General features: G+C 71.3%; 8 protein-coding genes. 5 read left to right on the top strand and 3 right to left on the bottom strand.

Annotation, left to right across the window (positions count from 1 at the left end):
* Positions 1-17 precede the first annotated feature (17 nt).
* The 3 genes from ACFQSB_RS00750 to aceE all read left to right on the top strand — a co-directional run bounded on the left by ACFQSB_RS00750 (position 18) and on the right by aceE (position 4,378).
* Positions 18-509 carry a MarR family transcriptional regulator gene (locus tag ACFQSB_RS00750; protein WP_380823735.1) on the top strand — a complete coding sequence of 164 codons (492 nt, stop codon included), beginning with the start codon at positions 18-20 and terminating at the stop codon, positions 507-509.
* A gap of 193 nt (positions 510-702) precedes the next feature.
* A complete protein-coding gene (locus ACFQSB_RS00755) occupies positions 703-1,341 on the top strand; it encodes a GntR family transcriptional regulator (protein WP_354834704.1) in 639 nt (212 codons plus the stop codon).
* Between the two features lie 367 nt (positions 1,342-1,708).
* Positions 1,709-4,378 (top strand): pyruvate dehydrogenase (acetyl-transferring), homodimeric type, encoded by a 2,670-nt coding sequence (gene aceE, locus ACFQSB_RS00760; RefSeq protein WP_380823736.1) that lies wholly within the window; start codon positions 1,709-1,711, stop codon positions 4,376-4,378.
* Between the two features lie 81 nt (positions 4,379-4,459).
* On the opposite strand, the gene ACFQSB_RS00765 is transcribed toward aceE, so the two are convergent.
* Positions 4,460-7,579 carry a glycosyl hydrolase family 95 catalytic domain-containing protein gene (locus ACFQSB_RS00765; protein ID WP_380823737.1) on the bottom strand — a complete coding sequence of 1,040 codons (3,120 nt, stop codon included), beginning with the start codon at positions 7,577-7,579 and terminating at the stop codon, positions 4,460-4,462.
* Between the two features lie 655 nt (positions 7,580-8,234).
* On the opposite strand from ACFQSB_RS00765, the gene ACFQSB_RS00770 reads away from it, so the two are divergent.
* On the top strand, positions 8,235-9,755 hold the full coding sequence (locus ACFQSB_RS00770) for a M1 family metallopeptidase (protein ID WP_380823738.1): 1,521 nt from the start codon (positions 8,235-8,237) through the stop codon (positions 9,753-9,755).
* Positions 9,756-9,844: 89 nt separating this feature from the next.
* Here the strand turns inward: ACFQSB_RS00770 and ACFQSB_RS00775 are convergent, their stop codons facing one another.
* Both ACFQSB_RS00775 and ACFQSB_RS00780 read right to left on the bottom strand, forming a co-directional pair.
* On the bottom strand, positions 9,845-10,630 hold the full coding sequence (locus ACFQSB_RS00775) for an SAM-dependent methyltransferase (RefSeq protein WP_380824045.1): 786 nt from the start codon (positions 10,628-10,630) through the stop codon (positions 9,845-9,847).
* A gap of 292 nt (positions 10,631-10,922) precedes the next feature.
* Positions 10,923-11,402 carry a pyridoxamine 5'-phosphate oxidase family protein gene (locus tag ACFQSB_RS00780; protein WP_354915073.1) on the bottom strand — a complete coding sequence of 160 codons (480 nt, stop codon included), beginning with the start codon at positions 11,400-11,402 and terminating at the stop codon, positions 10,923-10,925.
* Positions 11,403-11,580: 178 nt separating this feature from the next.
* Between ACFQSB_RS00780 and ACFQSB_RS00785 the strand changes: the two genes are divergently transcribed.
* Entirely contained in the window at positions 11,581-13,728 is a 2,148-nt protein-coding gene (locus ACFQSB_RS00785; RefSeq protein ID WP_380823739.1) for a hypothetical protein, read from the top strand.

Raw genomic sequence — 13,728 nt, forward strand, 5'->3', positions numbered from 1 at the left:
ATAGTCGAGGTACTTGAATGTCAAGGGAAAATCCGGACCGTCTGAGAGAGCGGCTCGGCGTGGAGTCGCAGGCGCACCAGTCGGCCGTGGACGCGCTGGACGACGCGGCGGCCGCCTGCCTGGGCGTCAACCGCACCGACCTGCGCTGCCTGGAGTACCTGATGCAGCGGGAGGCGGCGGCGCCCAGCGAGCTGGGCTCGGCGCTCGGGCTCACCACGGGCAGCGTCACCGCGATGCTCGACCGGCTGGAGAGGCTCGGCTACCTGACCCGCTCCCCCGATCCCACCGACCGCCGCAAGGTCGTCGTGCGGGTGACACCGGACGCGACGCGCCGAGGCCGGGACATCTACGGGCCGATCGCCGAGGAGGGCGCCCGGACCATCGCGGCCTCCTACACCGCCGACGAGCTGGAGCTGATCATCGGCTTCCTCACCGGCTCGCGGGAGCTGTACGAACGGCACCTGGACCGCGTCCGCGGCATGCCCCAGGCCGGGCGGCGCGTCCGTTGACCCGGCGCCGGCGGCGGGGCCGGCGGCGCACGGTGCGGCTCGCGCCTGGCCGGGGAGGCGGGGCGTACTAGTCTTTTGGGCAGATGACCGCTCACCGATCCCCATCGGCCGGGCCACCGGTACGGACGCCGGCGCGACGGTGCGAGTCCCGGGCACACGGACCGGGCGGGCGGCGATCTTCCAAGGAGCACTCATGGCCTCGCCCGTCGTCCACTCGCTGCGCGAGCAGATCCGCGAGTACATCGTGGAGGGCATCGTCAGTGGACGCTGGAAGCCGGGCGAGCGCATCGTCGAACGGCGGGTCGCCGTCGAGCTCGAGGTCAGCCAGACCCCCGTCCGGGAGGCGCTGCGGGAGCTGGAGGGGCTGCGGCTGATCGAGTCGGCGCCGAACAAGGGGGTCCGGGTGCGCGACCTCACCGTGGCGGACCTGGAGGAGATCTATCCGGTGCGGGCGGGGCTGGAGCAGATCGCCGCCGAGTTGGCCGCGCCCCGGCTGGGCGAGGACGTCTCGGTCCTCGAGCCGCAGGTGGCCGCGCTGTACGAGGCCGACCGCGGACGCGACGCGGAGGCCCAGGTGCGCCACACGGTCGCCTTCCACCGGGAGCTGGTGCGGGCGTCGGGGAACGCCGTCCTGCTGCACACCTGGGAGTCGCTCGGCATCGAGGTGTGGACCGCGCTCTCCATCCGCTGGCTGGGCACCCACCAGCAGTCCTACGCGGAGGAGCACGAGGCGGTCGTCGCGGCCTTCCGGCGACGCGATCCGGGGGTGGGCCGGCTGGTCAAGGAGCACGTCCTGGCCTGCGCACCGCGCCGCCCCTCCGCCGGGGACTGAGGCCCGTCCCCGACGGCGGCGGCCGCCGGCACGGCCGAAGCCGTGACACCGGATCTGGACGCCGAACCGTGACACCGAACTCGGACGCCGCATCATGACACCAGATCTGGACACCAGACCTGGACACCGAACTGTGACACCGAACCCAGACGCCGCACCATGACGCCGGGACCCCGCGCCGGGCGGCGATGGTAAATATCGCTTTCCTTTCGTTTAGCGAAAAATGGACCCCCTGTTTTGATCGATCATCGATCAGTCGTACAGTGGTCCGCGAGCTCACCTGCTCCTCCGCCCTGTCCGGCCGGCAGGGCCCTTTCTCACCGTCTCGTCCTCCACCGAGGTGCGGGCCACTTGGAAGGCGACCCCCATGAGCGATCCCCTGCGTGACCAGCGGAGCCCTCTCGACCAGCTCCCCGACCGCGACGCGGAGGAGACCGCCGAGTGGGCGGCTTCACTGGACGCCGTCACCGAGGCCGCCGGGCCGAGCCGCGCCGCCTACCTCCTGCGCCGCACGCTCGAGCACGGCGAGCGGGCCGGTCTGGCGCTGCCGCATCTGCTGGAGACCGACTACATCAACACGATCCCCACGGCGGCCGAGCCGGAGTTCCCCGGCGACGAAGCCATGGAACGGCGGATCACCGCCTGGAACCGCTGGAACGCGGCCGCCATGGTGACCCGGGGCAGCCGCCTGGGCCTCGGCGGCCACATCGCCACCTTCGCCTCCGCCGCGTGGCTCTACGAGACCGGCTTCCAGCACTTCTTCCGCGGCAAGGAGGCCGACGGCTCGGGCGACCAGCTCTTCATCCAGGGCCACGCCTCCCCCGGCATCTACGCCCGGGCCTTCCTCGACGGACGGCTCACCGAGGAGCACCTCGACCGCTTCCGGCGGGAGACGGGCGGCGACGGCCTGCCCTCCTACCCGCATCCCCGCCGGCTGCCGTGGCTGTGGGAGTTCCCGACCGTGTCGATGGGCCTGGGCTCGCTGGCGGCGATCTACCAGGCGCGGTTCAACCGCTATCTGCAGCACCGCGGCATCAAGGACACCTCCGGCTCGCACGTGTGGGCGTTCCTCGGCGACGGCGAGATGGACGAGCCCGAGTCGACCGCGGCGCTCGCCCTGGCCGGGCGCGAAGGGCTCGACAACCTCACCTTCGTGATCAACTGCAACCTGCAGCGGCTGGACGGGCCGGTACGCGCCAACTTCAAGATCGTCCAGGAGCTGGAGGCCCAGTTCCGCGCGGCGGGCTGGAACGTGGTCAAGTCCCTCTGGGGCTCGGCCTGGGACGAGCTGTTCGCGCTCGACACCACCGGCGCGCTCGTACGACGGCTGCGCGAGGTACCCGACGGCCAGTTCCAGACGTACGCGACCCGAGAGCCCGCCTACATCCGCGAGCACTTCTTCGGCGCCGAGCCCGCCCTGGCCGAGATGGCGAAGGTGCTGACCGACGCGAAGATCGCCGAGTGCTTCCGCACCTCCCGGGCGGGCCACGAACCGCGCAAGGTGTACGCGGCCTACCGCGCGGCGGTCGAGCACCGCGGCGCGCCCACCGTGATCCTCGCCCAGACGGTCAAGGGCTACACCCTGGGCGCCGGCTTCGAGTCGCGCAACGCCAACCACCAGATGAAGAAGCTGACCGGCAAGCAGTTCCGCGAGATGCGCGATCTGCTCGAACTGCCCATCCCCGACAGCAAGCTGGACGAGGAGCTGGTCCCCTACGTCCACCCGGGCGCCGACTCTCCGGAGGTGCGTTACCTCCAGGAGCGCCGGGCCGCTCTGGGCGGCCCCGCCCCGGCCCGCAGGGTCCACGCGGTGGCGTTGCCCGAGCCGGCGGCCAAGCCGTTCGAAGCCCTCACCAAGGGGTCGGGCAGCCAGGAGATCGCGACGACGATGGCGTTCGTCCGCCTGGTCAAGGACCTCATGCGCGAGAAGGAGACCGGAAGGCGCTGGGTCCCGATCGTCCCGGACGAGGCGCGCACGTTCGGCATGGAGTCGCTGTTCCCGAGCGCCGGCATCTACTCCCCGCTCGGCCAGACCTACGACCCGGTCGACCGCGACATGCTCATGTACTACAAGGAGGCCGCGGACGGCCAGATCCTCAACGAGGGGATCACCGAGGCCGGCTCGATGGCGGACTTCACGGCGGCCTCCACCTCCTACGCCACCCACGGCGAGCCGATGATCCCGTTCTACATCTTCTACTCGATGTTCGGCTGGCAGCGCACGGCCGACCAGATGTGGGCGATGGCCGACCAACTCGGCCGCGGTTTCCTCATCGGCGCGACGGCCGGCCGCACGACCATGACGGGCGAGGGCCTGCAGCACGCCGACGGCCACTCCCACCTGATCGCCTCCACCAACCCGGCGGCGCTGGCCTACGACCCGGCCTTCGCCTACGAGGTGGCAGTGATCGTCCGCGACGGCCTGCGCCGCATGTACGGGCCGGACGCGGAGGACGTGTTCTACTACCTGACGGTCTACAACGAGCCGAAGGTCCAGCCCGCCATGCCCGAGGGGGCGGAGGAGGGCATCCTCAAGGGGCTCTACCGCTTCCAGCAGGCGCCGAGCCTGGCCGATGACGCCCCGCGCCTGCAGCTTCTCGCCTCCGGGACCGCCATTCACTGGATCCTCCAGGCCCAGCGGCTCCTCGCCGACGACTGGGGCGTGGCCGCCGACGTGTGGTCGGCCACCTCCTGGAGCGAACTGCGCCGCGACGCCCTGGCGTGCGACGAGGCGCAGCTCAGGGGCGAGGACCACCTTCCGTACGTCACCCGCGCGCTGGACGGCGCGCCCGGGCCGGTGCTGGCCGTCAGCGACTGGATGCGGGCCGTCCCCGACCAGATCAGCCAGTGGGTGCGGCAGGACTGGCACTCGCTCGGCACCGACGGCTTCGGCCTGTCCGACACCCGCGAAGCGGCCCGCCGTCACTTCGGGGTCGACCCTGAGTCGATCGTGGTCGCGGCGCTCGCCGCGCTGACCCGGCGCGGCGAGGTCAAGCCGGAGACCGTCCAGGAGGCCCGCGCCCGCTACGGGCTGTGACGCAAGGCGGGTCACGCCGGCCGGTGTGGCCATCCCACCGGCCGGGGCAGGCCGGCGGGATGGTCGCGGAGGCAGGGCGGGTCAGGTCGTCACCAGGTCGAAGGACTCCCAGGCTCCGACGGCGTCACGGTTGGCGATGAGGGGGGCGGCTCCGCCGTTGTCGGCGCAGACGTACCTGCCGTTGGCCTGGGCGCGCAGGCTGATGGTGCCGTCGGAGTTGGCGACCTGCTGGAAGGTCTCCCACGGGCCGATGGCGTCCCGGTCGGCGACGAGGGGGTCGGCGCCGCCGTTCTCGGCGGTGACGTACCGGTTGTTCGACCGGGCGCGCAGGGCGATGCCGCCGTTGCCGAGGTCCACGCGCTCGAACTGCTCGCCGGTGCCGGCGCTGGAGGCGCCCGCGATCAGCGGGGAGCCGTCCACGGCCGTCACGAACTTGCCGTTGGCGCGGGCGCGCAGGCTCACCGAGGGCGTCCCGGTGGCCTGGGTGCGGACGCGCAGGGCGTCGACCATGCCGACGGAGGTCGCCTTGTTGACGATCTTGATGGTGTGCTGCCCGTTGGACAGGCCGGTCTTGCTGTAGACGACCTGCTGCGCCTGGCGGGCGCCCGCGGCGTACAGGGTGACGTTGGCCTGGAAGACGTTGTCGAGGTACACGTCCACGTTGCCCATGTCGCCGTTGCGCTCGGACAGGTAGTCGATGCCCGTGCCGGTGAAGGTGTACTGGGCGGTGGCGCCGACCGTGGTCGTGTGGTGGGTGTCGTCGTTGTAGTCGCCGTAGCCGCGGCCGGTGGTCTGGTACCAGTTCGCGTCATAGGTCAGCTCGGTGTCGTTGACCAGGCCGCCGCTCTGGCCGGGGGCGCCGAGGCCGAGGGTGGAGGCGGTGTCGCGCAGGGTCTTGACGCCCTGGTTGGCGGCGCCGGTGAGGCGGGCGGAGGTGTAGGAGCCGAGCGGCTTGGCGGTGCGCTCGACCACGTACACCGCGCCGGACGCGGTGGCGAAGGTGATCTCGGCGGCCGAGCTCGTCGTGATGACCGCGTTGTCGGAGGTCCGGCGGACGCGCACCTGCTGGCCGCTCCACGGGTTGACCACGGTGGCCTGCTTGCCGTAGAGGCTCTTCAGCCCGACGTACTTGGTCTCGCCGCCCTCGCGTTCGGAGCTGACCAGGAAGCCGTCCTTGGCGAGGAGTGTGAACTTCCCAACGAAGGAGGAGTCGCCCGGGACGGCCGGGAAGACGCGCACCTTGCCGTTGTAGCTCTGCAGCAGGGACTCGTTGAGCGCGGTGAGGTGGACGCCGAGGTACTCGAAGACGCCGTTGGTGTTGGCGGTCATGCCGTTGGGGTAGTTCTGGTACTTCTGCAGCATGGTCTTCATGCCGTTGTAGGCCTGGTCGCCGAGGCCGAGCCGGGCCGCCTGCACCGCGTCGTTGGACCAGACGTTGCCGTAGGGGAAGGGCCGCTGGTTCCAGGTGTTCACGGCGGTCTGGTAGTCGGGGTAGCCGATGCCGGTGAGGTCGTAGGGCCAGATCAGCTCGGCCGAGACGTTCTCGTTGTTGCGGGTCTGGGAGATCGGCGGCTGGTGCGGCTGGTAGGCGCCGTTGGAGACGACGTAGGGGGTCAGGTGGTCCACGACGTTCTGCCACCCGGCGCGCAGCCCGGCGTCCACGCCGAGTTGCTGGCTCACCTGGATGGTGAGCGGGAAGATACTGCGCACGGCGGCCAGGTCGGTGATGGCGTTGCGGACGTTCCAGTACGTCTCGTGCGAGTTGGAGTTGGCCATGTAGTACGTGCCCGTGCCGCTGTCGTAGGACAGCATGGCCGAGTAGAACTTCGCGGTCTCGCGCATGAACGGGTAGGCCACGTCGCGCAGGTAGCCGGCGTCGTTGGTGTACCGGTACCGCAGGTACATGCTGTAGGCGGCCTCGTACCCGGTGGACAGGATGTTCTTGGTGTAGTCGCTGCCGACCGTGCCGCGCGCGTTGCCGTCCCAGCCCATGGTCTCGGGCACCCACAGGCCGTCCACGCCGTACCGCGTCTGCGTGTAGGACTTCAGCGCGTTGTAGTTACGGCTGTAGAGGTTGGTGTGCCGGTCGGCCAGCTCGGCGTGGTTGGAGGTCAGGAAGGACAGGTAGACGTCGCGCTGGTTCCAGTACCAGTAGGCGTTGCTCCACTTGGTGTTGTCCTGCGTGGCGCGGAAGACGCCGTTGATGAAGTGGGCCGGGTAGGTGCCGTAGCCGGCGGCGGCGATCATGTAGGTGGACAGGTAGTAGAGGTTCTCCAGGTAGTCGGCGTCGCCGGACAGGCCCGAGTACTGGACGAACGACCTGGCCCAGAACGCGTGCCACCAGTTGCGGTAGTTGTTCAGCGTGGTGGAGTACCCGGTCGACTTGACCGACGAGAGCTGGCTTCTGGCCTGGGCGACCGAGTCGCGGTTCGGCGCGTTGATCCGGCTGGCCGCGGTGAACCAGATCGTGTAGCTCGAGGACGGCGTGATGGTCAGCCGTACCGTCCGGGAGTCCACCACCTGGGTCGCGTACCCGGCGCCCTCGACCGTGGCGGCCAGCGTGTAGCCGAAGCCGTGGGGGTCGGCCTGCCCCCGGCTCAGGCCCGCGCCGGCGGCGAAGGTCGAGACGGTCTTCCAGGTGGTCAGGTCCGGGACGTCCGCGCTGTTGGTGACGCTCGCCGGGTCCCACATGCTCAGCGTGAGGGCGATGCCGGAGACGCCGCCGCGCGTGTCGTCCACGTGGATGCCCATCACCTCGGAGTTCGGCGACCCGAGGACGGTGACGGTGCGGTTGGCGTCGTACTTGGTGACGAGCGTGCCGTCGTACAGCGAGAGCCGCTGCTGGAAGGTGGTGTACCCCGACTCCATGCTCGGGGTGGTCGCCAGGTTCACCAGCCCGGCCGCGTACGCGGACTGCTCGGACAGGTCCACGCCCGAGGTCTGCATGGTGAGGCCGTTCTGGCTCCAGGCCATGGCGCCGGTTCTGCCGTTCCCCACGGTCAGGCCGTACAGGGGGTTGGTGTTGGGCCGGTTGTAGACGACGTCGTGCTTGGCGAGGTAGCTCGCGTAGTCGACGTTCAGCGCCCCGGCCGTCTGGTCGAAGGCGGCGTCGGTCGTCGAGGCCGCCGCCGGCGCGGGCGGCGCCCCGGCGAGCAGGCCCGCGGCGAGCGCGAGCAGCGGCAGCGAACGTAGGAACCTCATCACCATGATCACCCTTTCTCGGTGTTCTCCTGGTGGTGGTCGCCGCCCCTCGTTTCCTCGGGTGGACGCATCGCGGCATGGTCGATCGTCACGCGGCCGGGTTCCGGCCGGTGATGGGGTGGTGGTGGGGTGGTGGTGCGCGGTCAGGGGGAAGGATCGCGAGGTCGCCGGTGGGAGAGGCCCGGACGTGCACGCCGGTGATCGGCGACCGGCGGTGCACGCCGCGGGCCTGTTCCACAGCGCGGCCCTGTGGAGGGGGTTTCCATGCGCCGCCTCGGCACCAGGCGGTGCACAGCCCCTCCCTCAGAACCGTTAGGCGCAGTTAACATCGGATGAATTTCCCCGTCAATAGGGTCTCGCGAGATTCGTGCATGCACATCCCGGACATGCCATCCCATGCCATCACACCTCCTGGGCGTTTTAGGGCTATACATCCAAACAAGTAGGCGAACGTCCGGATTAAGAGAGGTCCGATGTGTCCCGGCTCGACTTTCGCCCGCCCCGTCGCATCACCAGGCCGGTCCGTCGGCCGGTACACGGTTGATACACGGCTGAGCGGTGGTGAAGGCCGTGCTCCGACGGGCCGGACATGTTGCTCGCCCAAAGTGGTCCGAGCGCGCCGGAAGCGGCGCCCCGACACCCCGAAGGCGGTCCTTTGTCCTCCAGCATCAACCCCCGGCTCACCAGACGGCTCACCAGGCTGACCAGGCTGACCGCCGCGTCGGCGCTGACGCTGGCGATGTCCACCGCGCTCTCCCCCGCCTGGGCGGCGGGTCCGGGCCGCGAGGCGCCGAAGCCCGGAGCGCACACCGCCGGCGACCCGCTCTTCACGTACCTGGGGAACGGCGGGTACGACGTCGAGTCCTACGACATCCGGTACGACTACCGGCCCGGCACCCTGAAGATGGACTCCTCCGTCCGCATCACCGCCACGGCGAAGCAGGCCCTGTCCGGCTTCAGCCTGGACTCGGCGGTGGAGCACGTCGGCTCGGTCTCCGTGCAGGGCGAACCGGCCGCCTTCAGAGTCTCCGGCGAGAAGCTGCTGGTCACCCCCCGGCACGCGCTGCGCGAGGGACGGCGCTTCCGCGTCGAGATCTCCTACCGCGTCGACCGGGGCCAGAACCCGCCGTCGCCGTCCTATCCTCCGGGCACGCACATCATCGACCACTGGATCAACAAGCCCGACGGGTTCGCGCTCATGGGCCAGCCGGACCGGGCCCACATGTTCTTCCCGTGCGACGACCGGCCGAGCGACAAGGCCCGGTTCACCTTCCGCATCACCACGCCGAAGAACCTGCAGGCCGTCGCCATCGGAACCCTCCGATCACGTGTCACGACCGGGGACCGCACCACCTCCACCTACGCCGGCCGCGACCTGGTCCCGACCCACGTCGTTCAGGCGGCCGTCGGGCATTTCACGATGACGACGGCGCGCGGCCCGCACGGCCTGCCGATCCGCAGCTACATCGCGACCGATCGGTACAAGGCGGCCAAGCCACGGGTGGACGACATCCCCGGCCAGGTCGCGTGGATGGAGAAGCGGCTCGGCCGCAGGTTCCCCTACACGGCCTACGGGGTGCTCGGGGTGCCGGGGGACTACGACGGGGTCGCCCTGGAGTCGGCGACGCTGTCGACCTTCAGCGTCGAAGGGCTGACGCGCCCGGCTCCCGACATCGCCCCGACGATGATCCACGAGCTGGCCCACCAGTACTTCGGCGACGCCGTCTCGGTGCGGAACTGGAACGACATGTGGATCAGCGAGGGTCACGCCGACTACTACCAGCTGCTCTATTCGGTGGACAAGGGATACCACCGGCTGGACGACATCCTCAAGCAGCGGTATGAGTTCGAGTTCGGCAAGCGAGTGGAATCCGGGCCCCCCGCCCGGCTGAAGACGGCGGCGGACGTGCTGACCGGCGGGAACAACGGAGGGGTGCTGATGCTCGCGGGGCTGCGCCAGCAGGTCGGCGACGCCGTCTTCACGCGCATCGAGCGCGCGTTCTTCGACCGGTACCGCGGCACGTCGGCGACCACCCGGGACTACATCGACATGGCCAACAAGATCAGTGGGCGCGACCTCACCGCCTACATCGAGGGGTGGCTCTACAGCGACACGGTGCCGCCCATGCCGGGGCATCCGGACTGGACGGCGCCGCAGGCCCAGAAGACCTCCTGACACCTCCTGACACCTCCCGAGACCTGCTGACACCTTCTGAGCCGCACCGCCGCCCGGGAACGCGCACGCCGGCCGCCGGTGCGGCCGGTTCACTTGCGGCCGAGCGCGCAGAACTCGTCCATCTCGGGCAGGCCGTGGAGGGAGATCAGGTCCGGGCGCCACCGGGGGCAGGAGACGATGCCCGGGTCCAGCAGCGTGAGACCGTCGAAGAAGCCCGCCATCTGGCCGGGAGTGCGCAGGTGATAGGGGGCCGGCGCCACCGCGTTCCACTGGCGGACGGCCTCGATCACCCGGTCGCCGGTGACGGCGCTCGTGCTGTGGGTGATGGCCAGGTGGCTGCCCTCGGGCACGGCGTCCAGCAGGCGGGTGACGATCGACCTGGCCTCGGCGTCGTCGCCGATGAACGGCAGCACGCCCAGCATGATCACGCCGACCGGCCGGGTGAGGTCCAGCGTCGCGGCCGCGGCCCGCAGGATCGCCTCCGGGTCGCGCGCGTCGGCGTGGACGTAGCCGGTCATGCCCTCGGGAGTGCTGGTCAGCAGCTCCTGGGCGTGCGCCAGCACCAGCGGGTCGTTGTCGACGTAGACGACCCGGCATTCGGGCGCCACCCGCTGGGCCACCTCGTGGGTGTTGTCGACGGTCGGCAGGCCGGCGCCCACGTCGAGGAACTGACGGATGCCCGCCTCGGCGACCAGGTGGCGGACGGCCCGTTCGAGGAACGCCCGGGAGTGACGGGCGATGTCCACGATCTCGGGCAGCACCCGCATGGTCTGCTCGCCGGCCGCGCGGTCGACCGGGTAGTTGTCCTCGCCGCCCAGCCAGAAGTTCCAGATGCGCGCCGCGTGCGGCACCGAGGTGTCGACCCCGGCCGGCACCGCGTCGAGACCGGGCCGCGTTCCGTCCGAGGTGTGCGCACCGGCCGACGCCGCGCCGGGGGCCGCGTCGGCCCCGGGCCGCTCCGCCGGCCCGCCGGGGGACACGGCGACCTCGTCGAGCGCGGTGTCGCGGGAAGAGGGCCGGGGCCGGTCGAAGGGCGTCGCGTGGTCTGTCACCGGGCACTCTCCTGCACTGCGGCTACGCGACGTCCGCCGGCGCGTACCCGAGATCATCGCACCCGGTCCCGCCCGCCGGAAGGGCGACGACGGCCCGGCGGCCCCGCGCGCCGGATCATTCGCGGCGCACGACGCGGTGGCCGGTGGCCTCGTGCCACATCTCGATCACCAGATGCCGCCCGTCGGCGTCGACGCGGGTGAAGACGACTTCGGCGACCTCGACGCGGAACAGGTGGAAGTCGTGCCCGGGCGGCGCGCCGTACGCCTCGCGGACCCGTTCGTCGGTGATCTCGACGGCCCTCCCGGCGAGCTTGGCCTCACCGCTCCAGCGCCCCGGATCGGCCTCGTCGGGATCGCTGGTAGGGCTGTGGATCGCCACGCGGGGGTCTCTGCGCAGGTCGAGGGCCTTGACGGCGCCGAGCATGGAGCCGAGCCACACCTGGCCCTGCTTGAACTCGACCTCGATGCCGCTGATGCGCGGCGAGCCATCCTTGCGGAGGGTGGCCATCGTCTTGTGCTTGCCCTTGCCCATGACCTCGGTCACGCGGGCGGCCAGTTCGGGGACGGCCTTCTCGATCTCCTGCCATGAAGCCATGCCTCCCATCGTGCCGAACGGCCCCGACAGTTCCCTCTTCTGGCGTTTCCCGCCCAGGCATCACTCTCCGGAGTGAACATGTAGGCCGTGCGTGACATCCGGCGCGGCGGTGCTCGCGTCCAACAGGAACGGGGGACCTGGCCGTACCTTTCACCATTGACCGACCGAAGGGCAGACAGTGGGGTCCACGACACGGCTGTACCAGGCTGTATTGCGAGACGGCGCGAGGCCCATCTGGGTCCGGCTGCATCGCACCTTTTCGCGGTGGGGAGAGGAGAAGGGCTTCCCGGCCGCCGACGCCGCGCGGCAGCGGACGCGGCACGAGGTGGGCGGGGCGCGGCTGACCATGGAGCGTCGTGACGAGTGCGGCCGGTATGTCCTTGAGGAGCCGTGCGACGGCGGCACACTGCGCACCGAAGCGGTCTTCCTGGACGGGACCGACCGGGTGCCGGGCTGGGTCGTGGTGACCGTGGAGCGATCCGGCGGCGGGCATTCGGGGACGGCGCACGCGCCGGGGTTCCTCCCTGCCTACCTGCGCACCCATCGCATCACCGACGGCGCGGTCCACTTGGAGGACGCGCCGGTCGTCCTGGCCGAGCAGGAAGTGTCGCACTTCGTCCATATGCTCACTGAGCCGCGCCGTCGCGTGCCCATCGCCGTGGTGACCCCCGACCCGGGCAGCGCCGGGCGCGCGGAGTGGCTGGCGGCCGCGGTCGCCGGCGCCGGGGTGGTGGTACGGCTGGCCGACAAACCCACCGAAGACCTGTTCAACCAGGCGATCGGCCGGGATCTCGGGGTGTACGGCGGGGCGATCCGCACCTACGCCGCGCCGTTCGATCCGGCCACCGAGCGCCACAGCTACCGTCATCCGCCGATGCGCCCGGCCAAGCTGCGCGAGGAAGGGGAGGCGGCGCTCGGCAAGATCGTCGAGGGCATGATCGGCCGGTCCGCGGGCGCCGACCTGCCCGAGGAGGTGCGGCGTGCCCTGCCGGTGGTCCACCGGGTGCTGGTGGGTCGCTCGCCGTCCGGCGACCTGGCGGGCGCGCTGGACCCCCGCCTGGCGCCCTCCGGGCCGGCGCGCGAGGCACTGCGACGCCGGCTGATGCCGCCGCCCGCGCGTCCCGGACCGGCGGGCGCGCCCTTCCCGCCGAGTCCCGGCTCAGCGGCGACGCCCCTCCCCCGTCCCGGCGCCGCGCCCATCCCCGGCGCCGTACCCGTCCCTGGCGTCGCGCCCGCCCCCGGACCAGGGGACACACCCGTGCCGGGGCCCGGGGCCGTCCCGGCGCCCCGGCGTCCCGTCGTGCCGTTGCCCCCCTCGGCCGCGCCGGACGCGAGCGGGGAACCGGCGGCGGACGCGAGCGGAGAGGCGGCGGCGGGCGGCAGCGGGAAAGCGGCGGCAAACGCGAGCGGGGAGGCAGGGACGGACCGGCGCGCGGACGAGGGCGCGCGGGCGGAGATGAACGCGCCCGGGGAGGCGCCCCCCGGGCTGGCGTACGAGGTGGCGGAGCTGGTGGTCAAGGAGGTGCGCGAGGAACTGGAGACGGCACTCGGGCTGGCGGCGGGCATGGACTCCGGCCAGCGGCTCCTGCGCGAGGTGCGCACACTGGGCCTGCGGCTGGACGCCCTGCGCGACCTGGTCATCGACGACCCGGCCCCGCCGGACGAGCCGGAGGACCCGCGGGTCGCCTACCGGCTGCTGCAGGAGGAGTACGCCGACGCGGTGGACTCGGCGCGCACGCTCGCCGAGCGGGTGCGCTGGCTGGAGGGCGCGCTGGCCGCGCTCGGCCATCCGATGTACGGCGTCGCCGTCCCCGAGGAGGTGTTCCAGCCCGGCAGCCTGGCCGAGGCGCTGGTCGAGGCCAGGTCCCGGCTCACCCACGTGGTGATCGGCGACACCGACTCCCCCGCCGCGCGGCTGGACGTCGTCTACCCGGGGCTGCGCCGCAGCTGGGCCGGCAAGGCGTGGGACGCGCTGCACGCGCTGAACGACTTCGCCCGCGCCCGTTCCAGCGGGGAGTTCGCCGGCGGGTTCTACGACTGGTGCGCCGTCGGGGAGCCCGGACGCTACAGGGTGCCGACCGGGATGCTGGTCATGCGCGAGTCCAAGAGCGTCACCAGCCGCGACAAGTTCCGCGACCCGCGGACCTTCCCCGTGCCGACCGAGGTCGACCCGCGCGGCGAGATCCTCATGGAGGCCCACATCAAGCTACGCGCGGTCGGGTACCCGGCGCCGCGCATGCACTTCCACGACGACTCGGGGGGCGCCACGGGCAAGGTCTACGTCGGCTACCTCGGCGCGCACCTGCCCAACACCCGGACCAACTGA

This window comes from Sphaerisporangium rhizosphaerae (genome assembly GCF_042665155.1).
GTDB lineage: Bacteria > Actinomycetota > Actinomycetes > Streptosporangiales > Streptosporangiaceae > Sphaerisporangium > Sphaerisporangium rhizosphaerae.

Bases quoted from the DNA above. Each gene is read 5' to 3' on its own strand.
- ACFQSB_RS00750 (WP_380823735.1), top strand. From the start codon at position 18: ATGTCAAGGGAAAATCCGGACCGTCTGAGAGAGCGGCTCGGCGTGGAG.
- ACFQSB_RS00755 (WP_354834704.1), top strand. From the start codon at position 703: ATGGCCTCGCCCGTCGTCCACTCGCTGCGCGAGCAGATCCGCGAGTAC.
- aceE (WP_380823736.1), top strand. From the start codon at position 1,709: ATGAGCGATCCCCTGCGTGACCAGCGGAGCCCTCTCGACCAGCTCCCC.
- ACFQSB_RS00765 (WP_380823737.1), bottom strand. From the start codon at position 7,579: ATGAGGTTCCTACGTTCGCTGCCGCTGCTCGCGCTCGCCGCGGGCCTG.
- ACFQSB_RS00780 (WP_354915073.1), bottom strand. From the start codon at position 11,402: ATGGCTTCATGGCAGGAGATCGAGAAGGCCGTCCCCGAACTGGCCGCC.